Genomic DNA, 22,744 nt, shown 5'->3' on the forward strand with positions numbered 1-22,744 from the left:
GTGAAGTTTTAATGGATGAATTTCAAGTAAATATCTTTAAAGCTTTAGCTCATCCTGTAAGACTTAAAATTGCAAAAAGACTTTCTGAAGGAGAGATGTGTGTTTGTGAGATGAATGAAGATATTGAATTCAGTCAAGCAAATCTCTCACAACATCTAAAGATACTAAAGGATGCTAAAGTGGTTAATGCAAAAAAATGCGGTATGTTTATGTACTACAGCATTAAGAGTGGAAAAATAAAAGAATTAATTAGGCTAACTGAAGAATTATATTATGAGAAAGAATAAGATAACCCCAAAGTAGAATGGAAAATTCTATTTTGGGGCTATTTTTTATAATATTTGCTTTTTATTTTTAGAAAGCATTAATGAGAATATTAAGCCTAGTAATGCAATAATAGCAGCGCCTATAAATAACTTTGAATATCCAGAATTTAAAGTGCTTTGGAATACATTTTCTATAGTTGCTCTAGCATCTTCTATTTGTTTTAAGTAACCATCTTTTATAGTTGATAATAATACATCAGCTTTTGGACCTTTATAATTAGGAGCAGAGGTTATGCCCTTAAGTGCTGGAGCAACCTTATCATTTATCATTGATTCACTGAATTTTTTAATAGAATCAACAATTGTGGTTACGTCTGAGTTTTGCAAGGTCTGTAATTGATCTGGAGATATTCCCCCTGAACTCATGGACATGCTTCCGGAAGGGGCTGATGGCATTCCAGGAATCTGCGGAGCTTGTGCTTTTGGAATAACATCCATTAGTTTAGTAGACATATTTTTGCCTGCTTCAGAAATAAATCCTATAAGTATATTTGGAGAAATAGCAACTCCTATAGATCTTACTAAAGAAAGAGTTGATTGGGCAGTTGCAGTTTCATTAGCGCTTACATTAGTCTGAACTATGTAGTTAAGTGGAGCACCCATAGTACAGCCCATTCCTAGTCCTACAAAAATCAAACCTATTACCAAACTAAAGAAGCTTGGATGATTTGCAGTATATAAAGCCAGGGTTAAGGTTCCGATACCAGATAATATGAACCCTACTATTAAAACTAGTTTTGCTGAGAATTTATCTATAAGCCTTCCGCTTATAGGAGCACCTACTCCAGCAAATATAGCCATGATAGTTACGATATATCCTCCAGAACCAGATTTGATTTTTAGAACATTTTCTCCAAATTGAGGTACAAAAACTACTCCCATCATACCAGCACCAACAATAAAGCCTATTATCAATGCTAAAGTAATTTCTCTATTAGTGAAGTATTTTAAATTAAGCACAGGATCCTCAGCCTTTTTTTCTATGAAAATTAATACTGGTAAAAGTATTATAAAAGCTAATAAGAAAGGCCATACATTATTAGATTTAATACTGCTAGAGAATTCATAGAATTTTAAGTTAGTTAAACCGTACATTAGTGAAAGTATGGTTAAGCTTATAACTATACTTCCCCATATGTCAATCTTCCCTGGTACAGTAACCTTATCATCCTTTGGAGTTAGAGTAGAAAGTATTAAAATTATTATGCATATTGGAACGTTTATAAAGAATAAAAAGCCCCAATTTGATGAACCAACTAAGTTTAATATACCAGAACCAATTGTAGGTCCTAAGGTTGTTGCTATACCATAGATTCCTCCGACCATACCTAAGGCAGCACCCTTTTTCTCAGGAGGAAAGCTTTCACCTATATATGCTGTAGCTATTGGCATTATTCCACCACCGCCTATAGCTTGAATTACTCTTGATATTAGTAAAAGGGTAAATCCACCATAAAAATCTGAAATCCCGCATAGCATAGAACCTATTCCAAATAATAAAATGCTAATAATATATATTTTTTTCTTTCCAAACCTATCAGATAGTTTCCCTGCTATTGGCATGGCAACAGCATAAGCTAAAGTATATATTGTAATCATCCATATAGAACTGCTAGCAGATATGTTAAATGAATTTGCAATTACAGTTCTAGCAGGTGAAACAATACCTGAATCTAAAGCACCTATAAATATGCCCAGTAAAAATAATAGTAACATTATGTTTTTGTTTGTTTTTTTCATATAAATCTCCTTTCTGAACGTTGTTCATATAAAATTTAAAAAAATGCACTTATCATCATAAGTTTAAAAGTGCATAAAATTCGTCAAAAGTCATAAATTTTTGTTTTGATATATTCGTTAAGTTGTAAACTAAGAACTTAGTTAGTTTAGCTAATTCTACTGATGAAGTTATATCGCCTTTGTTTTTATGGAATAGAAGGATTTCTTCTATAGCTTCGTAAAGAGGAGCCATTACATCCACTTCGTTATAGGTATAATCTTCTTTAGACATTTCTACAAAAACACTAATATGGTTTTTAAGAAAACCATCTACATATAGAAATATTTGAAATAGTTTATCCTTAAGTGAGATATCAGCTTTTACAATAGCTTGAATAGAAATAATTATCATGGACCAATCTCTTTCAAAGACTTCTACAGCAAGTTCACCTTTATTATTAAAATAATTATAAAAGGTTCCAGTTCCTATTCCACAAGCTTTTGTAATATCTCTAATGCTTGCATTTTTATATCCTTGTTCAATTAAAGCTTTTTTTCCCTCATCTAGTATTTTATCTCTTAAGTTCTCTATAATCTTTGGCATTGTTATCCTCCACTTTTTAAATGAACCCTGTTCATATTATACTATTTGTTACTAATTTGTTCAATATATTTAAGATTTTTTTTATTGCTGGGGTAATGAAATATAAAGTAAAATAATCATATGAATATATTTTATAAGTGAGGTAATATGGACAAAAAAGTTAAACGAATGGATCGTTATAAAAAGAAATCAAAGGTGAAAAAGGGTTTATTTCACATAGGTGCATTTATTTTAGCTAATATAATAATTACTATGTGTATCAGTATACCTTTAGTGGTTTATGGACCTCTTGAGAATATTAGAGAATATTATATAACTACAGCAATGACAACTCTTAGTCATAAATATTTAGCAACAATGCTATTTAGCCAAGATGAAATAGATAAAGTTATGGCTAAAAATAAGATTGAAGATGATAAAAATTCAACTGTTAATGATATTTCAGTTGAAGAAGATAAACCAGCTATGAGTGAAGCTGTTACTTCACCTTATGACGGAACTGAACTTATAGATATCTCAAACGGTAAATATAAAGGTTATGTCTTAATCATAAAAGATCCTAAAAGAGTAACACTAGGGATACCTGACACCATTGGAAAGAGTGGAAAGAAGCTAGAAGATATAGTTAAGCAGGAAGGGGCAATTGCAGGAATAAATGCAGGTGGATTTCAAGATGATAATGGAGTAGGTAACGGTGGTACTCCCTTGGGGGTCGTGATTCATAATGGAAAAGTCTTATATGGTAAAGAAAATAAAAAGTATGAAATGGTTGGATTTAATGAATCAGGAATCCTGGTACTAGGCAATTACACCTTAAGTGAAATGAGAGATCTTAAGATAAAAGAAGCAATAACATTTTTCCCTTATTTAATTGTAGATGGAGAGCCTACAATTAAAAGTGGAAATGGTGGTTGGGGAATTGCACCTAGAACAGCTATAGGCCAAAGAAAAGATGGATCCATAGTTATGTTAGTAATAGACGGTAGACAAATTTTAAGCCCTGGAGCAACATTAAAAGAAGTTCAGGACATTCTTTTAAAATATGATGTTTATAATGCAACAAACCTAGATGGGGGAGCTTCTACTATAATGTATTATAAGGATAAGATAGTAAATAAACCATCAAGCTCAGATACAGGAAGGTATTTGCCCTCAGCATTTATAATAAAATAGGGTATGTAAAAAGAAGGTTATCTACCTTCTTTTTTTATATCTTTAAGCACACCAAATATATTTCTTTGCTTTTTTGAACCGAAAGATATAACTAGTAAATAAAAAAAGATAATAGAAAGGATAAACATAAGGACGTTATGTTTAAACACTAAATATACTACGCCAAATAAGATAAATGGAATAAAGTATATGCTAAAGAATTCTCTTAATAAGTAGTCATTTGTATTAAAATAATTGTCACATTGAGCTTCTACAAACTCTGATCTTGAGAAATTACAGTCTATTTGCATTAATTATTCTCCTTATAATTTATGTAAATAAATTCAAAACAATTATAACATATAAACCATTTTATTACAAAATGGTCAATTATAGTAATGAAATACTAAATATTAAGATTGTTAAGCTTGATTGTAAGTAAAGTATATGTGGTATATAATATATAATGCAGTAAAGATTAGTATATATAAAAGTATATATTTAGGAGGAAAAAATGATTATTTTTATAACCATTTTAATTGCTTTTATGTTAGGATCTATACCTACAGGATATTTGCTAGTAAAGCATTTTTGTGGGATTGATATAAGAACTCAAGGAAGTGGAAATATTGGGTCAACCAATGTAAAAAGAATAGTAGGAACTAAGATATCAATTGCAACTCAGGTAGGAGATATTGTTAAAGGGGTTGTGGCAGTAGCTTTAGGAATAGTTGCTTCAAAGCTATATGAATTACCTGTTTCTACAGATATATATCTTTCTATTATTGCTGTAGTTGTAATATTAGGTCATGATTATACTCCCTTTTTAGGTTTTAATGGAGGTAAAGGTGTTAATACAACCATGGGAGCCTTTATACTATTAGCTCCAATTGCAACTCTATCAGGAGTGGTAGTTTATTTTATTTTAAGAGCAACAACTAAGATAGTGTCAATAAGGTCAATTTCACTTGGAGCGACCATTCCTATAATGTGTATTATTTTAAAAGAACCGCGTCCAATAATAATTGCAACTATATGTGCAAGTTTAATAATGATATATAGACATAAGGCTAATATTGTTAGAATAATAAAAAAGGAAGAAAAATAATATATAAGGGACTATTTCGTATACGAAATAGTCCCTATGTTTATCTCTTTAAGTATTTGCTTGAAATATAGACTCCATACCCTTGGACAATTGCTAGAAGAGGAATCATAAAATATTTATACCTTGTTTGAATCTCAATAAAGAAGTGGACAGAGGCATAGCCAGCAATTAAAAGAAGGATTAATAAGTTTTTATTATACTTCTTTTCTTTAAATAAAAATAATGCTGCTATTATCGAATAGAAAGCCATTGCAATGAATTCTATTCGTTCAGTGCCTATTATAGCAATATTTAGGATTCGTTTATTTAAATACTGACATGTCCAGTAAGTTGAATCATCAGGTCCTGACCACATAATAAGAACTTTGTCTTTTATTAAGGATGCTAATTTAGGTACATTAGATACTCTTTCTTTAATTAATGGAATTTCTAGTTTTTTACGTTCTTCAGGCTCTTTTATACTATATAAATAACTATCATCTTTTTCAGAATATTGGCCTTTGGTGTCATAATTAAGCCCTGTTACAAACTTCCAAAAGGGATCCCTGTTAGTTAATTTATAAGGAGTAATCCCTTTAGCAATAAATATATAACTAGCTAAATTCATTATAACTAGGTAGGATAAAATGATTAAGATTAAACTTGCACAAGTGTGTTTTATGTTAGTAAAGTTAAAATCTTTAATTAGCATTAAAACTAAATAAATAATTATAGCTAATAATATAAGTGAACCTAAAGGCCTATTTATATTTCCAAGAGCAACTAAAATACCTAAGATAATTGCTCTAACAGGAAAAGATAAGTTGCTACATAAAAAGACATAAATACCTAATAAGAATAAAAAGGTCGCAATATGTTCATTTGTAAGAGCAGAGGTCATAACTAGGCTGGATATGTAAATTGAATAGAAAAAACCACTTACTCTTCCTGAAGTTTCATTAAAAATCTTGCTACCTATTTTATAAACCAATAGAGTAGTTCCTAGGCAATAAAGTATATTTAATAATTTTATTATTAATGGGTTAGTTGTGTGGAATAAACTCATAACCAATGCTTCATAACCACTAAATCCAAATTGATAAACCCATAGGTTAAAGTAGCTTTTATCAATGGTTGAATAATCACCATTTATTAATTTAGTAGCAGTTTCGTACATGATTTTAAAGTCAGAGGTTATAGGGGATTTGATTAAAAATACCCATATAATTCTTGTAATTAGAGTTAGTAATATTAAAAATATAATATATTGTTTACTGGTTAATCTATTAGTCAGCCATACTATCACCCTTGATATTAAAATAAGAAGTGCTACCATTATAGCAAAACCAATAATAAATAAAGGGATTTTTAAAAAGATATTTATATTTAAAGCATTAACTGAAATACTAAAAAAGCCTAATATGACAAATAGTAAAAATAAGCTAACGAAAAAAATAATTATATTACCTAATATATTAAAAAATTTGTTTTCTTTAAAAAAAATCATAACTAGTCCTCATTCTTTACTTTAGATCTTTATTTAATATAGTTTCGATATTATATCTTGGTCTTCCTTTAACTTCAGTATATATCTTTCCAATATATTCTCCCACTAGTCCAATTGATAATAATTGAACTCCACCAATAAACCATATAGATAAGATCAGTGATGTCCATCCAGAAGTTACATTGCCTGTAAAGTATGACACAAGAGAATATATTGCTGCAAATATGCTAGCAAAAGCAATTATAAATCCTATAGACGTAATAAATCTTATAGGTGTAACACTAAAAGATGTGATTCCTTCAAGTGCAAAATTCAGCATTTTTTTTAGTGGATACTTAGATTCTCCAGCAAAACGCTCATGTCTTTCATAATAGACAGAGGTTGAGCTATAACCAATCAAAGGAACAATTCCTCTTAAAAAAAGATTTCTTTCTTTATAATTGTCTAATTCTTCTACAGCTCTTTTGCTCATCAGACGAAAATCTGCATGGTTATAAACAGTTTTAACTCCCATAACGTGCATTAATTTGTAAAATGCTAATGCAGTATTCCTCTTAAAAAAGGTGTCACTTTCTCGAGAAGAACGAACTCCATAAACAATATCAAAACCTTCATGATATTTATCTACCATTTCTTCTATCACATTAACATCATCCTGCAAGTCAGCATCTATTGAAACTATCATATCAGATGCTTTAGCAGCTTCCATTAATCCGGCCATTACTGCATTTTGATGGCCTGCATTTTTAGCAAGCTTTATTCCACAAGCATAGGTTGCAGAACTATTAAGTTCAGATATTAAACCCCAGGTTTTGTCCTTGCTTCCATCATCAACATAGATAATTGTACTTTTATTACTTATTTTTTCATTTTTAATTAACCTATCTAAAAGCATAGATAGTTCATGGTGGGTTGTTGGTAAAACTTCTTCTTCATTAAAGCATGGGACGACGATAGATAAGATTGAATTCTTCATTATATTACCTCGTATATAAATTTAGTTAATTAGTCTATAGAAAATTTTGTCTGTAATTTACCATAATATTATACAATATTTATGTAAAATTAAAACCTAAAAATGTAAAATTATGATTTACAGAAAAAGTACACATTATATATTATAACATTTTGTGGAGTTAATATTAGGAAAAATAAAAAAGGACTAAGATAACAATAGATGTTTTCTTAGTCCTTTGTAAGCTAATTGTAGACGGGTAGTTTAAGCTCTCCCTTGAACTCTAACACTTGTACCCTTGATTTTGAAATCTGCACTTTTAACTTTAAGCTCTTTACTAGGCTCAGGCTTAAGAGTTTTCCTCATAAAGTAAATTGAAGTTATTGCAGATATTCCATCTGATAGGGGGAAGGCTATCCATGCACCAATGACACCAAAAGTATTAATAAGTATTAAAGCTATTGGAATAAACACAACTATTTGTCTGTAAATTGAAAACAAAAAGGAGGTTCTTGCATCATCAATTGCTTGATAATAATAAATAGCTATATAGTAAAGTCCTACTGTAGGCAGTATAGATATACATATTCTAAAGGCTGTAACAGTTTGAGATAATAAAGTAGAATCCTCTAGGAAAATTCCTATTATATTTGGAGTGAATATCATTAGAATACTCCAGATAGCTAAAGAGAAAATAGTAACCCACTTTATTGAAGTTTTAAGGGTTTTAAACATTCTTTCTTTGTTACCAGCTCCATAGTTAAAACCAACAATTGGCTGCATGGAGGAACTTATACCTATTATAGTTACAAACATAAACATAGATATTTTTGTAATAACACCAATCATAACTATTGATGCATCTCCACCTTTTGATAATAGCAAGTTATTTAGTATAACTGAAACTACTGCATCAGATATTTCTATAACGAAGGTTGAGAAACCTACTGTAAATATATCTCTTATTAGTTCAGGTGAAAAACTCTTAACTATATTTGAAGAAGAAAGAGATAGATTAATAAAATCTCTTATCTTTATGAATTTATAAACTATAAAGGAGAAGGCAATAAACTGAGAAATAATAGTAGCAATTGCAGCCCCTTCTATACCAAAGCCAATCATATCAATAAGAATATAGTTTATTATGATGTTTGCTAAAGCACCTATTGAATTTCCATATAAATTAATTCTTGTGTCACCAAGTGAGGTCATAATGTATCCTAGAACAATAGATAGACCTTGGAATAAGGTACCTATTAATATTATTGAAATATAAGTTTTAGCTAAGGGATATAAAGTTTCACTTGCACCAAGATTCATGATAATAGGCTTACGGAAAATGTATATTAATATGGATAATAAGCCTAATGTTATAAATGTAATTAAAATACTGTTAATTATGGTTTGTTTTATTCCGGTATAGTTTTTCTCTCCAAGATTTCTAGCTACAAAGGTAGATGTTCCTACGGATATTAACATACCTATGGCAGTCATAAACCTTTGTACTGGAAAGGCTATGGTTAATGCGCCTATGGCATTAGAACCAATATATCTTCCAACATATATGGTATCAACCATATTATATAGCTCAACAACTAATAGAGAAATCATTGCTGGTATAGCAAACTTTAATAGAGTTTTGCTTATATTTCCTTGAGAAAATATCTTGTCATTAACACCCATAATCGTCACCTCCTAAAATTTTTTCCTATAATACTATTATATTTGTTAAATATAGTAATTCTCAGTGACTTAAAGGAGGTGTTTAGGGTATTAATATGGGGTATTGCAGTATTTTAAAAAACACAAAAATAGCAGATTAGAACTTAAAAATATATAAACCACCCAGTAATAGTACTTTTTTTACTCAAAAATCATACTAAAAATAAAGTAAATATAAATATATGCTATAATATTATAAAAAAAACGTGCTTGTTGTATGTATTAAGTGCATATTTTTAGAAAGGTAAAGAGAAGTATGAGTTTTATGGAGGCAGCGCTTAAAGAAGCTTATAAGGCAAAAGAAAAGCTTGAAGTTCCAGTTGGGGCTGTGATAGTCAAAGAGGGGAAAATCATAGCAGAGGCGCATAATTTAAGAGAAACATTAAAATCTCCATTAGCGCATGCTGAGATATTAGCAATAAATAAGGCTAGTAAGTTTATTGGAGATTGGAGATTAAGTGGATGTGAATTATATGTTAGTTTAGAACCTTGTGTTATGTGTGCAGGCGCTATTATTCAAAGTAGGATAAGTAAAGTACATATAGGAACCTTTGATCCTAAGGCAGGGGCCTGTGGAACTGTTGCAAATATTTTGAATCATCCCTATTTAGATAGTTTTATAGAAGTTAGTTGGGAATATAACGAGGAATGTAGTAAAGTATTGATAGATTTTTTTAAAGATAGAAGAAATAAATAATAATGGCTTGCAAAGATAGAATAAATCTAATTTTTGCAAGCCAGTTCTTTAATTTGTAAATTGTAGGTTGTCTATAGAATAGTTAGCCAAAGGACCTTGATATATAACTTCAGCATCTGGAATACTAAGTAGGTCAGAAGGCTCTACAAAGTTAAGAGGTTTTTCAAAATCAAATACTTCAGTTTCTTTTAAAATATAGGCTATCAATTCTGAACAGAAAAACCTATCTTTTGCATGATATTCTTTTTTTATTACTCTATAAAATATACCCCTAAGGTTGTACTTAATTTTCTTTTTGTTAAAATCCCAAATCATTTGGCGAATTTCATTATGTTGTTCAGCATTTACTTTAAGTTTAATAACTACAGCAGGACACTCTGGATAAAAGGAGAAGACTCCTTTATCGATCTCTTCTTTCTTGAAAACTCCTAAGAAGGGGTTGCGATAATATTTTCTAGTCATACTGTACATATTGTTTAATGAATCATCGAGAGCAATTGATGAATGGGTATAGGATTTTTTTGTATATAGTCTAATAGCTCTAGCATAAATAGTATTTGTAGAAGTAAGCAATATATATATTTCTTTCACTATCCCATCAACTCCTTGTCCACAATTTTAATATATAAATTAAACACATGGTGCTTATCAATACAAAACACAATAATATAATTATATATCAATATTATATAAAAAGAAATTTGAAATTTTTAAATATTTTCTTAAGAAAAGCTTAATTATTAGGAGGTAAGAATGAATCTAGTATTAATAGGTTATGGCGGAGTAGGAAAAGCATTTATAAAGCTACTTATAGATAAACATGAAAAGCTTAAAAGTGAAGGCTTAGATATAAAAGTTAGGGGAATATTAAATTCTAAAGGCGGAGTAGTAAGTAGTAATTCGCTAGATCTAAGAGAAGTTATAAATGTAGGTTTGTTAGAAAATCATAAAGATTGGAGAACGGGAATTAATTATAGAGATATATTAATGAAAGAGAAATGCGATTTAATGGTTGAACTGACTCAAACCAATAAAGAAACTGGGGAGCCAGGTCTTACTCACATAAAATATGCGTTAGAAAATAATATTAATGTAGTTACTGGAAATAAGGGACCTATATTAGTTGATTATGAAGGATTAAAAAGAATTAGTGAAGAAAAAGGGGTATCCCTTGGGGTTGGTTGTACTACAGGTGGAGCATTACCTAGTTTAAATTGCGGGTTGCTGGACTTAGCAGGTGCTAATATTAATAAGGTAGAAGGAATATTAAATGGGACTAGCAATTTTATTTTAGAGGAGATGGAAAGCGGATTAAGTTTTAAAGAAGCACTTGATAAAGCTCAAATTTTAGGAATAGCAGAGAAAGATCCAACTCTAGACATTGAAGGATATGATACAGCAATAAAGATGATGATTCTTTCAAAGGTAGTGCTAAAAAAGAACATTGATATCAATGAAATAAAAATTAAGGGAATTACTGCAGTTTCAAAGGAAGATATATTGAAAGCAAAAAATGAAGGAAAAAGATATAAACTATTAGGAAAAATCGAATGCACTGGGAATGAAACAAGTATGGAGGTCTCTCCAATACTTATTGAAAAAGAAAATATGTTGTTTAACATAAATGGTAAAAATAAGGGAGTTAAGTATTATACTGATACACTAGGAGAAATTACTGTAATAGGCGGTGCGTCAGGGACTGTTAATGCAGCTGCATCAATACTTAGAGATATAATAAATATTCATAATGGATATAAATTTTAGTAAATAAATTTAGTATACATATTTAACTTTTTTTTAACCATAACGAACACTTAACATGCATCCTCCATATTATATTAATGAAATAAGTTAAATATCCTAAGAATGTAAGAGGAGGATAAATATGCAAGATAATTTTGAAGTAAATAGTACAGCTCAGCATATTCAACTAAAAGAAGAATGTATAATTGCTAAAAAAGTATATGGTAGGTGTAGACAACAAGATTGCTTAACTCCTGTTGATGATGTTACAGTAATTCCACCAGGAAAGACAGTTATTAGAATAGACTCATCTTCTCTTGGAGGACAATATAGTATCACAGCTCCATTTTTAATCAGTCATCTTCCTGGGCCAGCTACAGATACTACAATTGCTGTAAATGAAGTTATTGCATTTACTAATGCAGTAAGAAGTATTAGAGTAGATTGCTGTGATTTTAGTGTTGGAAATATTGCTGTTACTAACATTGAACCAAGCTGCTTTGGACAAGAAGGCTTCTTTGATGTAAGTATAACTTATAGATTTAATTATATCTTAAATCTATTAGATGCAGCTGGAAATCCACTATCAGTTACTGTAAATTCACCAACTCCAACAACTACTGCAGATATACCTGCTTTCACAACATGGGAAAAGAAGGTATCCCTATATGGCGGATGTGTTGGTAATAAGTTAGTATCTACTTTTGATTCGATTTATAGCCCAGCGACAACATACTGCAATGGAAATACTCCACAAGTTTATATTCAAGCAACTGGAAATCCATTAACAGCAGTACCTGGAACCTATACAGTATTAGTAAACAATGTTCCAACAATAGAATATCGTGCAGATGTAACTATTGGTCTATTTACAATTATTAAACTTTACAGATTTGTTAACCTAAATGTTCAATCTTCAGGAGATTGTGACATTCCAACTTGTGCTAATATATTACCAGATGATCCATGCGAATACTTTAACACTTTACCATTTCCTTTTGACGAATTTGATCCACCATCACATGGGGACTGTTGCTAGTAAAAAGGCCTGTTGAAAGTGGCTCCTTTAATAACTTGGAGCCACTTTTTAACAATTTCTTAATTAAAAAGAATGTAATTATATGTATAACATATTTAAATAAGAGAAGAGATGGATTAAAATCCATCTCTCTTTATTTATAAAGGTAAAGAATATAAGCAGCAATATATTATTACTACAAGTTATTATAAAACTACTTCCTCAGAAGCTGCAGCGTCAGAACGAACTACATTAACAGTAGTAGCGCCTAATACTAATGCACCACCAGCTACAACACTTACTCTTACATAGTATTCAGCTGGATTAGCTCCATCAGGAAGACCAAGAGCAGTAGAATCAGTAAATTGGAAAGGTATTTCATTAGTAGTTGGGACAGCTACTAATAATACACCAGCAACTGGACTAGTGAATATTGACTTCTGAATTGAATAAATAGGAACACCTGCTATTGCAGAAGTACGATAAACATCTAATTGTACTGAAATAGAACCAGTAAGAGCAACAGCAGCTGCTAATCCACTAAAATTTATTTCAACGACGCCTTCTACAAGAACATCACTATCAGGATAACTTCTAGTTAACGAAAGTGTATTAATAAGGGTAGCAGTAGCTGGGGTTGCAGCACTTATATTAACTGGACCTATTAAGGTATCTGAATCAAAATTAGGTAATCTAGTAACTAAGCTTAAAGGGTTAGTGCATCTATCAACACAACATGCCATAAAAAAAATCCTCCTTAGTTTTGTATTTCAGTACATAATATGTTTTATATGGGAATAGTGTGTAGAAATTTAATAAGAAAGTTAAAATTAAAATTATTGTTTTATATAAATGTAGATTTAAGTAGGTGTAATGAATATATTAATAAAAAGGATAAACATGAGGAGTGATTTTATGGATAATGTTTGTATAATTGTGTTCTATTCCTCAAGTGCTAGTTTACAATTGTTTAAGATATTAAAGGATAAAAGGTATAAGGTTAATATAATAGCGACCCCATGTTCCGTTTCATCAAGCTGCACTAGAGCTATAGAGTTTAGAAAACAGGATTTTGATATTATAGTTAAAGAGATAAAGGATAGTGGAATAGAAATAAAAGCTGTATATGAAAAAGTCCTAGAGGGCAAACGTTATAAATATATTCAAGTTATGATATAGGAGTATGAATTATGATATATCTAGATAATGGAGCAACATCTTTTCCTAAACCTAAGGAAGTATGTGCAGAGGTTGAAAAATGTCTAATGGAGTATTGTGCTAATCCTGGAAGAGGGGCTCACAATATGTCAATAGAGTGTGATTTTAGGATAATGAAATGCAGAGAAAATATATCCAAGCTATTTAATGTAAAAAATCCACTTAATGTGATATTTACATCTAATACTACAGATGCATTAAATATAGTTATAAACGGCTTAATAAGGGAAAAAGATCATGTAATTTCATCTTATCTTGAGCATAATTCAGTATTGAGACCTTTAAGGCATAAGGAAAAGCAGGGAACAGAGGTATCTTTAATAAAAGGAGATAAAGATGGAAAGCTTTCAATTGAAGATATTGAAAGAGAAATAAAATCAAACACAAAAGCAATAATATTAAATCATGGGTCTAATGTTATTGGAACGATACAAGATATTGAGAAGATTGGAGAATTAGCAAAAGAGAAGGAGATTTTATTTATAGTAGATGGAGCACAAACTTCTGGAAAGATAGAAATTGATATGGAGAAATATAATATTGATTTTCTAGCAGTACCTGGACATAAAGGGTTACTTGGGCCTCAAGGAACAGGTGCTTTATGTATTAGGAATAAAATAAGTTTTGAAGCTTTAAAATATGGAGGAACAGGAAGTCAATCAAGCAGTATGGAACAGCCAGAGTTTCTTCCAGATAAATTTGAAAGTGGAACCTTAAATACCCCTGGAATCGTAGGCTTGTCTAAGGGAATTGAATTTATTAATAGGGTAGGGTTAGAAAAGATAAAAGAAAAAGAAATTGAGCTCACTAATTATTTAATTCAGGCGCTAAGAAATTTAGATTTTGTTGAATGCTATGGACCTTTGGATGATAAGGAAAAAACCTCAATAGTATCATTTAATTTAAAAGGCATGGAAAGCTCTGAAGTGGGAAGAGGACTAAACGATAGGGAGATATATGTAAGAACAGGATATCATTGTTGTCCATTAGTTCATAAACTAATCGGAACTGAAAATAGAGGCACAGTCAGAGTAAGCATTGGATATTTTAATTCAAAGGAAGATTTAGATAAGCTTGTTATGTCATTAAAGGATATTTATAAAGAAAAAATTTAATAGCTTAAATTTAAAGTGACGATTAAAAAGTTCATATAAAACTTTTTAATCGTCATTATTATTTAAAAAGACGTTTAACAAAGGAGACTTTAGTATCTTTTTCTATTGATAACATATCAATTTCTTGGGTTAATCTATCAATTTGTACTTGAAGGGAAGAATTTAAATACTTAAGATTTGCAATATCCTTATCCTTATCTTGCAGTAATAGTGTAAGGTTTGTGGTATCAATCCTACTTTCTTGGGCTAAGGTTAGTGCATCACTAAGTTCTTTGTTTTTTACAGTCAATGTATTTATAGTACCTTCATAAGATTGCAGCTTATTTTCTAATACAGATACTTGAGTTTTAAGGTTATCAATGACTAACTTTGTATCTTTATATTTACTTTCATAATCAGCTAATAATTTATTAGTGACATGAATATTGGATTCTTTTGTTACTATTTCTTTTTTTAAGTTTTGAGCTTCTCTCTCAATAGTATTATTTATTGTAGCAACAGTTTCTAGCTTTTTTATATGTGTTTGAAGAGAATTTACCTGATCTAATAATTTTTGAATGGTCTTATTTTTTGAAATAATTTGTTTTTCATAGTAAGTAGAAATAGATTCATTAGTCTTTTTATCATCACCTTTTTCAGGCTTTATTAGTGTCATATTTAATATCGATAATGGTGAGAATAGTATGTTATTTTTATCATTTACTATGAAGCTTGAAAAGGAGTTTAAGGTTAAGCTATCAGATTGCAAAATGTATTTTTCTATAATAGAACTTGAGCTATATGGAACTCTTTCTACTACATCTAAATCTCCATTAACAAATAAAGAGGTTATAAAAATAGTATTTTTAAAGTTATATATTAAATAATAAACATTGTTTTTATATATTAGGCTTGAATAAGTATCTATACTCTCATTTGATTTTAAAGCTTTTGCTGAAAAGTTGTTATCTATTAAGAATCCATACTTTAATAAGGAGGCTGAGGAATCCTTAATTGAATAACTAATAGCTATTACATTATTTTCGTCAATGGCAAAGGAATAGTCGTAGGGTTTTGTAGGGGACCTATCAATAGAAATATATTTACCCCAAAAGTTCTGTTGAGGAGAGTAGGTTCTATAACCTATGTAATAGGTCTTTAGCTTTTTTACATACAAAGTAATTATTTCCTTCTTCTGAACGTATGCTATAAAAGGAAACCCTTCTAGCTTCTCAACGACATCAAGCATTATTGGAGGAGTAATTGTGAGGTTAGAGGTTATTATTCTGTGATAGAGACAGTAAGTGTTGTTATCATACTTTGTATAAATCAAGTTCAAAGCATTATTTAGGGATATTACTTGAATGTGATCAACTTCAAAAGAAAAATTAAGTAATACATTTTCGGAAAAATAATTTTCTTTATAAGTATATAAAACTAGTGATTTTGATGAGGAAATAGAAAGTATATAGATTGATCCATTTGCGCTTAATATAACAGAAAGAAGTTGCTCACAGCTATCTACAAGCTCAATTTCTTGACTCCAAGAATTATCTTTTAAAATACTATAACAAATAGATCCCTCGTCATTTTTATAAAACTTCCATAACTCATCTTTTATATAAAGTAGGTACTCATTATTTTTATATGAAATCATAGAACCTCCTAACTAAAAAATTTATATCAATATAAAATATGAATTTAAACTGCAATTATACTATAAATCAATGATTTTTAAGCAATTCAAATAATAAAGTAATAAATAGAAAAGTATATACATATACATATTAAGGTAAATTGCAGGTTAGATTATATAAATTAATTCTAAGGGGTGAGACCAATAAAGATTGACATTATTTCTGGTTTTTTAGGTGCAGGGAAAACAACCCTTATTAAGAAACTTATAAAAGAAGCATTATTTAATGAAAAAGTAGCTATTATAGAAAATGAATATGGTGAAATAGGGATAGATGGGGATATTTTAAGAGAAGAATCTATTCAAGTAAAAGAAATAACTTCAGGATGTATATGTTGCAGCATTTCTGGAAGTTTTGAGAGTGCAATTGAAGAAATTGTAGATAAATATAATCCAATGAGAATAATAATAGAGCCTTCAGGAGTGGCAAAACTTTCTCAAATAATTGCTACATTAAAAAAGCATAGAGATAGAGGAAAGATTAACTCGATAATTACGGTGATAGATGTCAAACAATTTGAAGTATATATGACAAATTTCGGAGAGTTCTACATTGATCAAATAAGAAACGCAAAAACTGTTGTATTGAGTAGAACACAGGATGTAGATAATAAGCACATTTTGCAGGTACTTAAAGGTATAAAGAAGGTGAATCCTGGATGCTCAGTTATAATAACACCCTGGGATAAACTAAGTGGAGAAAATATACTTGAAGTTTTAGAGGATAGAAGAGAGTCAAGCTTAAAGGAAATTCAATTTATTAAGAAACCTTTAAATAATGCATATGCAAGAGCTCAAATAAGAAGTGAAGGATTAGTTGCTAAAGACGTATTTGAAACTTGGGGACAGGAGACTCCAGAGATATTTGATAAAGAAAACTTAAAGGGGATACTGAAAAAATTAGGCTTAGGGGAATATGGATATGTATTAAGAGCTAAAGGAATAGTTCGGTCTTCTGAAAATAAGTGGATTGCCTTTGACTATGTTCCTGGTGAGGTTGAAGTAAGAAACATTTCACCAGACTATAATGGAAGGATATGCGTAATTGGGAAAGACTTAAGGGTAGATAAGCTTCAAAAGCTTTTTAGTAGTGAGGAATAAAATGAAAAAGATTTGTTCCGTTGAAATTGTAGGAGGCTTTTTATCATGGGGTAAAACATCTTTTATAAATAGCTATCTTGAAGTCACTAGATCTATTGAAGAGATTTTAGTGATAATACAGTGTGAAAAAGGCAATTCAAAAATCAATGAGGAATTTTTAAGTGAAGACAAAATTATTATAAAGCAATTTAAGAATAATGATGAAATAACTGAGAGAACGTTAAATAGAATAATTAATTTTAATAATCCTAATAGGATAATCATTGAGGCTAATGGGGTGCAGTCAGTAGATTATATAATTAGAGAAATTCATAAATCTAGAGGAAGACTAGGAGCAGTTTTTGCTATTTTAGATGGAAAAACTGTTGATATTTTTATAAGAAGTATGGGAGTCATAATGCTTCCATTAATTCATATGGCAAATATGATAATTATAAATAACTGTGAAGATATCTCCTATGAAAAGAATAGGGAGCTAAAGGTTTTGTTAGGGCAGCTTAATAAAGAGGCATATATTGAGCAAAGTTCATCAAGTAAAGATTTCTATAGAATTATTAGTTCAAGTAGGGTGATAAATAAAGGGCTATATAAAAAAATAATAGATTTTATAAACAGGGGGTAAAAAAATGAGGGAGCTTCAAGTCTTATTAAATAGCTTTTCCGGGGTTTTCATAAGCATTTTTATTGAGGCACTACCCTTTGTTTTATTAGGTTCTTTGGTAGCTGGAGTAATAACCACATTTTTAACTGAGGACATTATTAAAAAAGTTTTGCCTAAAAATAAGGTAGCAGGGGCAATTGGAGCAGCACTTTTAGGGCTGTTCTTTCCCTTATGTGAATGTGCGACAGTTCCAGTTACTAGAGGACTCGTTAAAAAAGGAGTACCAATAAATATTGCTATAACGTTTATGATGGCAGCACCGATAATAAATCCAATTGTTATGCTTTCAACCTATGAGGCCTTTGGAGAAAACATAAAGATTTTATTGTTAAGAGTTATAATTGGTTTTGTTTTATCTATAGCAATAGGATTTCTAATGGAAGCCTTGAGTGATGGACAAACTATTCTTAGTAGCTATGATAATGAGATAATTTGTGATTGTGGATGTGAGGACTTAAAAAAAGACAAAAGTTTAAAGATGCTTATATATCATATCTCTCAGGAATTCTATACAATTGGTAAATTTCTAATAATAGGATCTATTTTAGCATCACTATTTCAAGTTCTTTTACCAAGAGAGGTTTTAGATATATTATCTGTAAATAAAGCATTAGGTATCATTATAATGATGGCATTAGCATACTTATTGTCAATATGTTCCGAAGCTGACGCATTTGTGGCAAGAAGTTTTTTAGGGCAATTTTCACTAGGGGCAGTTATGGCTTTCTTAATATTAGGACCAATGTTGGATTTAAAAAATAATCTTATGCTATTTTCTGTGTACAAAAAAAGTTTTGTGCTTAAAATGATGTTTGTTGTATTTTCACTTACCTTTTTAGTAGCTTGTTTGATATAGGAGGGATTAAAGTGAAGCGATTTAATATAAATGAATTTATTTGGTTTTTAATTTTAGTATTTATAGATATATATTTGTATTATTTAATTTCTACAAGAAGAATATTTGAATATGTTAGTAGTAAAACAGAATATTATATATGGAGTGCAATAGTTATACTGGCAATTGTAGCAATATTTCAGTTTTTTAAAATTTTCACAATCCCAACTAGAGAAAAACTAAGAAAAGGATATTTAATTTTTGTAGTAGCTTTTATATTAATGATTAATTCAAAGAGCATTAAAGAAATTGATACATTGCAATTTAAAGGAGTAACAGTAGTTATAAATAATACCTCCTTTGAACATAGTCATAATGGAGAAGAAACTATACCAAATGAAGGAAGAATAAGTCTGACAAAAGAAAATTTATATTCTTATGTTGAGCAGCTTCAAGAAAATCCTCAAAAGTATGTGGGAAGAGAAGCAATAATAAGTGGTGTAGTTTATCAAGTACAAGGAGATGAAAATACTTTTTATATAGGGAGAAATGTAATAAGTTGTTGCATTGCTGACTCTCAAAATGTTGCAATTATATGTAATATCAAAGAGAAAAAGCTTCCTGAAAAAGGACAGTGGGTGGAAGTGTCAGGAAAGATTGAAATGGGGAGCTTCAATTATAAAAATAAAGTAATTAAAGTCCCTATTATTAAGGTCAATAGTTTTAAAAATGTTAACGAAGAGTGAATATAAATTTTTATATTAAAATAGTGTTGGGTTTGTGATAATATAAGAATAAGGTTTTGAGTTACCCCATGGATTTTTTTGAAACTTATGGGTAATGTAAATAGAGGCCTTTATTAACTTAAGGGAGGACAAAAAATGAACCCAATAGCATTTGAATTGTTTGGAATAGAGTTTAGATGGTATGGTATATTTATATCATTAGGAATAATAGCAGCATTTATATTAGCGTACTACAACGCTCCAAAAAGAAAGGTAGATTTTGAAAAGTTAATTGATATTTTTATAGTAGCATTTCCTCTTGCGATAATTGGTGCCAGAGGATATTATGTTCTATTTGAATGGAATTATTATAGTCAGCATACAAATGAGATAATTAATATTAGACAGGGTGGGCTAGCTATCCACGGAGGAATACTAGGGGCTATGCTAGGAGCATTCATATATACTAGATGGAAAAAAATACGCATGATGGAATATGCAGATTTAGTAGCTCCATCAATAATCCTAGCACAAGGTTTTGGAAGATGGGGAAATTTCTTTAATGGAGAGGCACACGGAGACATAGTTTCTAAAGAGTTTATAAGTAAGTTTCCTGCATTTATACAAAAAGGTATGTTCATAGATGGAAGTTATTATCAGCCTACATTTTTATATGAATCTATTTGGAACATCCTTGTATGTATAATACTAGTATGGATATACAGAAATTATAATAGGGATCTAAAAGGAAGGTTATTTTTTGCATATGTGATTTTATACTCAATCGGTAGATTCTTCATTGAAGGAATGAGAACTGATAGCCTTTATTTTATGGGTTTAAGAATAGCTCAAGTAGTGAGTTTAATTGGAATAATTGGCGGAATTATATATATTGCAATAGTAACATATAGAGATAAAAAGAATGCATTTTAAAGGAGGGGTAACCCTCCTTTGTTTTATATGTTGGAAGCTTAAACTAAGATACTATTTTACCTGTGAAATGAAGAAGCTTCATGTAGAAAATAAAAACAAGGTATTGACATAAAAAAAGTATATAAAGGATAAATAGATAGTTACGAATAATAGAGTATGTGTTGTTATTAAGATTATTTTAAAGTATTCAAAATATGGAGGAGTTAATATGATAAGGAAGCTACAAAATGGAGAATTAGACCTAGAAGCTCTTGAAATAAAAGACTTAATTGATATTAAGTTGCTTCAAACTTTCCAAGATAATTTTGCTATTGGAATGAACATTGCAAGTGTAACTGTTGATAAGGATGGAACGCCAGTAACTAATCCAAGTTCTTATACAAGATTTTGTAAAGGATTAACGCAATCTACAAAGACTGGAGAAGGAAGATGCGCGGAATCCCATAGAAAAGGTGGACAAGAGGCTGTAAGACTAGGAAGACCATACATATATACATGTCATGCAGGTTTAATAGATTTTGCTGCTCCGATATTAGTTGATGGACATCTTATAGGAACAATTCTTGGAGGACAAGTGCTAACAGAAGATCCACAAGAATTAAAATTTAAGAAAACAGCAAATGAAATAGGCGTAGATGAAGAAGATTATGCAGAAGCTGCTAGAAATGTTTACAGAATGAATGAAAAAAATGTAAAAGCAGCAGCAGAAGTTTTATTCATTGTTGCAAATGCACTTTCTAATTCTGGTTATGAACAACTAAGATTAAACAATATGTCCGAAGTTTTGGCAGATAATTTTGGCCAAATATCAGCAAGCATGGAAGAACTTAGTGCTTCAGCAGTGAATGTCAGCAATAATCAACATAATTTAAATGCAGAAATAGCAAATATTCAACAAATATCTGTAGAAATAAACTCTATATTAGATTCAATAAAGAGTATAGCTGATCAAACAAGAATGCTTGGTTTAAATGCAGCCATAGAGGCAGCTAGAGCTGGGGAAGTGGGCAGAGGTTTTGGTGTTGTTGCAAGTGAAATAAGAACGCTATCTAATAATTCAAAGGAAACAGCTATAAAGGTTATGCAATTAACAGGACTTATACAAGAATCCGTATCCAAGACAATTGAAGCATCCAATGAAACATTAGAAACAACTGAACAGCAAACAGCTGCAATTGAAGAAGTGGCAGCAAGCTTACAAGAAGCAACATCTTTAGCAGAAGATTTAAGAAATCATGGCAAATAAATAGTACATATGAAAAAAAGTGTAGCTCTATTAAGCGAGCTACACTTTATTAAAAGAATTTTTTAATAATTAAGGATTGATTTTCCGTATTGACTAAGTATCATTAAACATATATAATAAAGTTCGTGACACTTTACTAAGTGAGTAACTGTTGAAGTTTTAAATACAAGCTTATATAAAGTGTGGATACATTGTATGGAGAGATGTCTGAGTGGTCGAAGGAGCTCGCCTGGAAAGCGGGTGTAGGGGAAACTCTACCGGGGGTTCGAATCCCCCTCTCTCCGCCAACGCCGTGCTAGATGGGGAGTCAGCGGTGCCCTGTAACCTGCAATCCGCTATAGCAGGGTCGAAGTCCTGGTTTAGGTTTTAGCCTGTAGGGTCTGCCCTAAGTAAGTGGTGTTGAGGGCTGGGTCCCACGCAATGTAAGCCCGTGAATCTCGTCAGGTCCGGAAGGAAGCAGCGATAAGCGGTGTCTTGCATGTGCCGTGGATCAATCTGGTCTGAGCTTACTGCTTAGGTAACGCCTATAAGCTACTATCGATGCCAGGTGCACGGTTTATTTATTTCTAAAAATAAAACTCAGCGAAAGCTGAGTTTTTTTTGCGCAAAAAATGGAGAATTTAATTGAAAAAAGTTATCAACAATATATTGTGCATAATGTTGATAATACACACAATATCATGGGGAAAAATATAAAAATGTGGA

Annotated in this window: 23 protein-coding genes, 1 tRNA gene and 1 other RNA gene; 16 read left to right on the top strand and 9 right to left on the bottom strand. The window is 30.5% G+C overall.

The genetic code is table 11. From position 1 onward, the window contains the following. The first annotated feature begins 11 nt into the window (after positions 1-11). Positions 12-287: an ArsR/SmtB family transcription factor gene (locus JK634_RS18010; RefSeq protein WP_202769113.1), complete on the top strand. Its 276-nt coding sequence runs from the start codon at positions 12-14 to the stop codon at positions 285-287. Positions 288-332: 45 nt separating this feature from the next. Here JK634_RS18010 and JK634_RS18015 read toward each other — a convergent pair whose 3' ends face one another. After that, positions 333-2,066, bottom strand: coding sequence for an MFS transporter (locus tag JK634_RS18015; protein WP_202769114.1), 1,734 nt, complete (start codon positions 2,064-2,066; stop codon positions 333-335). 55 nt (positions 2,067-2,121) lie between these two features. Further along, positions 2,122-2,649, bottom strand: a complete 528-nt coding sequence (locus JK634_RS18020; protein ID WP_202769115.1) for a TetR/AcrR family transcriptional regulator — start codon at positions 2,647-2,649, stop codon at positions 2,122-2,124. A gap of 147 nt (positions 2,650-2,796) precedes the next feature. Between JK634_RS18020 and JK634_RS18025 the strand changes: the two genes are divergently transcribed. Continuing rightward, positions 2,797-3,822 (top strand): phosphodiester glycosidase family protein, encoded by a 1,026-nt coding sequence (locus JK634_RS18025; protein ID WP_243425648.1) that lies wholly within the window; start codon positions 2,797-2,799, stop codon positions 3,820-3,822. Between the two features lie 17 nt (positions 3,823-3,839). Here JK634_RS18025 and JK634_RS18030 read toward each other — a convergent pair whose 3' ends face one another. Then, a complete protein-coding gene (locus tag JK634_RS18030; protein WP_202769116.1) occupies positions 3,840-4,112 on the bottom strand; it encodes a hypothetical protein in 273 nt (90 codons plus the stop codon). 203 nt (positions 4,113-4,315) lie between these two features. Between JK634_RS18030 and plsY the strand changes: the two genes are divergently transcribed. Continuing rightward, entirely contained in the window at positions 4,316-4,909 is a 594-nt protein-coding gene (gene plsY / locus JK634_RS18035) for a glycerol-3-phosphate 1-O-acyltransferase PlsY (RefSeq protein WP_202769117.1), read from the top strand. 40 nt (positions 4,910-4,949) lie between these two features. Here plsY and JK634_RS18040 read toward each other — a convergent pair whose 3' ends face one another. The 3 genes from JK634_RS18040 to JK634_RS18050 form a co-directional block, all read right to left on the bottom strand. Then, positions 4,950-6,065: a glycosyltransferase family 39 protein gene (locus JK634_RS18040; protein ID WP_202769118.1), complete on the bottom strand. Its 1,116-nt coding sequence runs from the start codon at positions 6,063-6,065 to the stop codon at positions 4,950-4,952. A 346-nt stretch (positions 6,066-6,411) separates the two neighbouring features. After that, the gene (locus tag JK634_RS18045) at positions 6,412-7,371 is read right to left on the bottom strand and encodes a glycosyltransferase family 2 protein (RefSeq protein WP_202769119.1); all 960 of its coding nucleotides are present in this window, start codon (positions 7,369-7,371) and stop codon (positions 6,412-6,414) included. A 243-nt stretch (positions 7,372-7,614) separates the two neighbouring features. Further along, positions 7,615-9,033 (bottom strand): MATE family efflux transporter, encoded by a 1,419-nt coding sequence (locus tag JK634_RS18050; protein WP_202769120.1) that lies wholly within the window; start codon positions 9,031-9,033, stop codon positions 7,615-7,617. A 295-nt stretch (positions 9,034-9,328) separates the two neighbouring features. Here JK634_RS18050 and JK634_RS18055 point away from each other — a divergent pair, with 295 nt between their 5' ends. After that, positions 9,329-9,769, top strand: a complete 441-nt coding sequence (locus JK634_RS18055; RefSeq protein WP_202769121.1) for a nucleoside deaminase — start codon at positions 9,329-9,331, stop codon at positions 9,767-9,769. A 48-nt stretch (positions 9,770-9,817) separates the two neighbouring features. On the opposite strand, the gene JK634_RS18060 is transcribed toward JK634_RS18055, so the two are convergent. Beyond that, the gene (locus JK634_RS18060; RefSeq protein WP_202769122.1) at positions 9,818-10,360 is read right to left on the bottom strand and encodes a hypothetical protein; all 543 of its coding nucleotides are present in this window, start codon (positions 10,358-10,360) and stop codon (positions 9,818-9,820) included. A gap of 162 nt (positions 10,361-10,522) precedes the next feature. On the opposite strand from JK634_RS18060, the gene JK634_RS18065 reads away from it, so the two are divergent. Continuing rightward, entirely contained in the window at positions 10,523-11,533 is a 1,011-nt protein-coding gene (locus tag JK634_RS18065) for a homoserine dehydrogenase (protein ID WP_202769123.1), read from the top strand. A 121-nt stretch (positions 11,534-11,654) separates the two neighbouring features. Then, positions 11,655-12,551, top strand: a complete 897-nt coding sequence (locus JK634_RS18070; RefSeq protein ID WP_202769124.1) for a hypothetical protein — start codon at positions 11,655-11,657, stop codon at positions 12,549-12,551. Positions 12,552-12,736: 185 nt separating this feature from the next. On the opposite strand, the gene JK634_RS18075 is transcribed toward JK634_RS18070, so the two are convergent. Further along, the gene (locus tag JK634_RS18075; RefSeq protein WP_202769125.1) at positions 12,737-13,273 is read right to left on the bottom strand and encodes a hypothetical protein; all 537 of its coding nucleotides are present in this window, start codon (positions 13,271-13,273) and stop codon (positions 12,737-12,739) included. Between the two features lie 172 nt (positions 13,274-13,445). On the opposite strand from JK634_RS18075, the gene JK634_RS18080 reads away from it, so the two are divergent. Both JK634_RS18080 and JK634_RS18085 read left to right on the top strand, forming a co-directional pair. After that, complete coding sequence (locus JK634_RS18080) at positions 13,446-13,709, top strand: putative Se/S carrier protein (RefSeq protein WP_202769126.1); 264 nt, start codon at positions 13,446-13,448, stop codon at positions 13,707-13,709. 11 nt (positions 13,710-13,720) lie between these two features. Then, a complete protein-coding gene (locus JK634_RS18085) occupies positions 13,721-14,863 on the top strand; it encodes an aminotransferase class V-fold PLP-dependent enzyme (RefSeq protein ID WP_202769127.1) in 1,143 nt (380 codons plus the stop codon). A gap of 58 nt (positions 14,864-14,921) precedes the next feature. Here the strand turns inward: JK634_RS18085 and JK634_RS18090 are convergent, their stop codons facing one another. Further along, positions 14,922-16,499, bottom strand: coding sequence for a hypothetical protein (locus tag JK634_RS18090; protein WP_202769128.1), 1,578 nt, complete (start codon positions 16,497-16,499; stop codon positions 14,922-14,924). A gap of 174 nt (positions 16,500-16,673) precedes the next feature. On the opposite strand from JK634_RS18090, the gene JK634_RS20580 reads away from it, so the two are divergent. The 8 genes from JK634_RS20580 (at position 16,674) to ffs (ending at position 22,594) form a co-directional block, all read left to right on the top strand. Then, positions 16,674-17,639, top strand: coding sequence for a CobW family GTP-binding protein (locus JK634_RS20580; protein ID WP_238883423.1), 966 nt, complete (start codon positions 16,674-16,676; stop codon positions 17,637-17,639). A 1-nt stretch (position 17,640) separates the two neighbouring features. Continuing rightward, entirely contained in the window at positions 17,641-18,261 is a 621-nt protein-coding gene (locus JK634_RS18100) for a GTP-binding protein (RefSeq protein WP_202769129.1), read from the top strand. A gap of 4 nt (positions 18,262-18,265) precedes the next feature. Continuing rightward, positions 18,266-19,156 (top strand): permease, encoded by an 891-nt coding sequence (locus JK634_RS18105; protein ID WP_202769130.1) that lies wholly within the window; start codon positions 18,266-18,268, stop codon positions 19,154-19,156. A gap of 11 nt (positions 19,157-19,167) precedes the next feature. Further along, positions 19,168-19,881, top strand: coding sequence for a TIGR03943 family putative permease subunit (locus tag JK634_RS18110; RefSeq protein WP_202769131.1), 714 nt, complete (start codon positions 19,168-19,170; stop codon positions 19,879-19,881). 135 nt (positions 19,882-20,016) lie between these two features. Further along, on the top strand, positions 20,017-20,793 hold the full coding sequence (lgt, locus tag JK634_RS18115; protein ID WP_202769132.1) for a prolipoprotein diacylglyceryl transferase: 777 nt from the start codon (positions 20,017-20,019) through the stop codon (positions 20,791-20,793). Positions 20,794-21,001: 208 nt separating this feature from the next. Further along, positions 21,002-22,039 (top strand): PocR ligand-binding domain-containing protein, encoded by a 1,038-nt coding sequence (locus JK634_RS18120; RefSeq protein WP_202769133.1) that lies wholly within the window; start codon positions 21,002-21,004, stop codon positions 22,037-22,039. Between the two features lie 197 nt (positions 22,040-22,236). Beyond that, a tRNA-Ser gene (locus tag JK634_RS18125) sits at positions 22,237-22,326 on the top strand. 3 nt (positions 22,327-22,329) lie between these two features. Further along, an RNA gene (ffs, locus tag JK634_RS18130) (signal recognition particle sRNA large type) lies at positions 22,330-22,594 on the top strand. Positions 22,595-22,744: the final 150 nt, after the last annotated feature.

The organism is Clostridium paridis, assembly GCF_016765615.1.
Lineage (GTDB): Bacteria > Bacillota > Clostridia > Clostridiales > Clostridiaceae > Clostridium_T > Clostridium_T paridis.

Excerpts from the sequence above, each read along its gene's own strand:
- JK634_RS18030 (WP_202769116.1), bottom strand. The coding sequence starts at position 4,112 with ATGCAAATAGACTGTAATTTCTCAAGATCAGAGTTTGTAGAAGCTCAA.
- JK634_RS18040 (WP_202769118.1), bottom strand. The coding sequence starts at position 6,065 with ATGTACGAAACTGCTACTAAATTAATAAATGGTGATTATTCAACCATT.
- JK634_RS18090 (WP_202769128.1), bottom strand. The coding sequence starts at position 16,499 with ATGATTTCATATAAAAATAATGAGTACCTACTTTATATAAAAGATGAG.
- JK634_RS18010 (WP_202769113.1), top strand. The coding sequence starts at position 12 with ATGGATGAATTTCAAGTAAATATCTTTAAAGCTTTAGCTCATCCTGTA.
- JK634_RS18080 (WP_202769126.1), top strand. The coding sequence starts at position 13,446 with ATGGATAATGTTTGTATAATTGTGTTCTATTCCTCAAGTGCTAGTTTA.
- JK634_RS18070 (WP_202769124.1), top strand. The coding sequence starts at position 11,655 with ATGCAAGATAATTTTGAAGTAAATAGTACAGCTCAGCATATTCAACTA.
- JK634_RS18055 (WP_202769121.1), top strand. The coding sequence starts at position 9,329 with ATGAGTTTTATGGAGGCAGCGCTTAAAGAAGCTTATAAGGCAAAAGAA.
- JK634_RS18050 (WP_202769120.1), bottom strand. The coding sequence starts at position 9,033 with ATGGGTGTTAATGACAAGATATTTTCTCAAGGAAATATAAGCAAAACT.
- JK634_RS18025 (WP_243425648.1), top strand. The coding sequence starts at position 2,797 with ATGGACAAAAAAGTTAAACGAATGGATCGTTATAAAAAGAAATCAAAG.
- JK634_RS18015 (WP_202769114.1), bottom strand. The coding sequence starts at position 2,066 with ATGAAAAAAACAAACAAAAACATAATGTTACTATTATTTTTACTGGGC.
- JK634_RS18100 (WP_202769129.1), top strand. The coding sequence starts at position 17,641 with ATGAAAAAGATTTGTTCCGTTGAAATTGTAGGAGGCTTTTTATCATGG.
- lgt (WP_202769132.1), top strand. The coding sequence starts at position 20,017 with ATGAACCCAATAGCATTTGAATTGTTTGGAATAGAGTTTAGATGGTAT.
- JK634_RS18075 (WP_202769125.1), bottom strand. The coding sequence starts at position 13,273 with ATGGCATGTTGTGTTGATAGATGCACTAACCCTTTAAGCTTAGTTACT.
- plsY (WP_202769117.1), top strand. The coding sequence starts at position 4,316 with ATGATTATTTTTATAACCATTTTAATTGCTTTTATGTTAGGATCTATA.
- JK634_RS18105 (WP_202769130.1), top strand. The coding sequence starts at position 18,266 with ATGAGGGAGCTTCAAGTCTTATTAAATAGCTTTTCCGGGGTTTTCATA.
- JK634_RS18120 (WP_202769133.1), top strand. The coding sequence starts at position 21,002 with ATGATAAGGAAGCTACAAAATGGAGAATTAGACCTAGAAGCTCTTGAA.
- JK634_RS18045 (WP_202769119.1), bottom strand. The coding sequence starts at position 7,371 with ATGAAGAATTCAATCTTATCTATCGTCGTCCCATGCTTTAATGAAGAA.
- JK634_RS18020 (WP_202769115.1), bottom strand. The coding sequence starts at position 2,649 with ATGCCAAAGATTATAGAGAACTTAAGAGATAAAATACTAGATGAGGGA.
- JK634_RS18085 (WP_202769127.1), top strand. The coding sequence starts at position 13,721 with ATGATATATCTAGATAATGGAGCAACATCTTTTCCTAAACCTAAGGAA.
- JK634_RS18065 (WP_202769123.1), top strand. The coding sequence starts at position 10,523 with ATGAATCTAGTATTAATAGGTTATGGCGGAGTAGGAAAAGCATTTATA.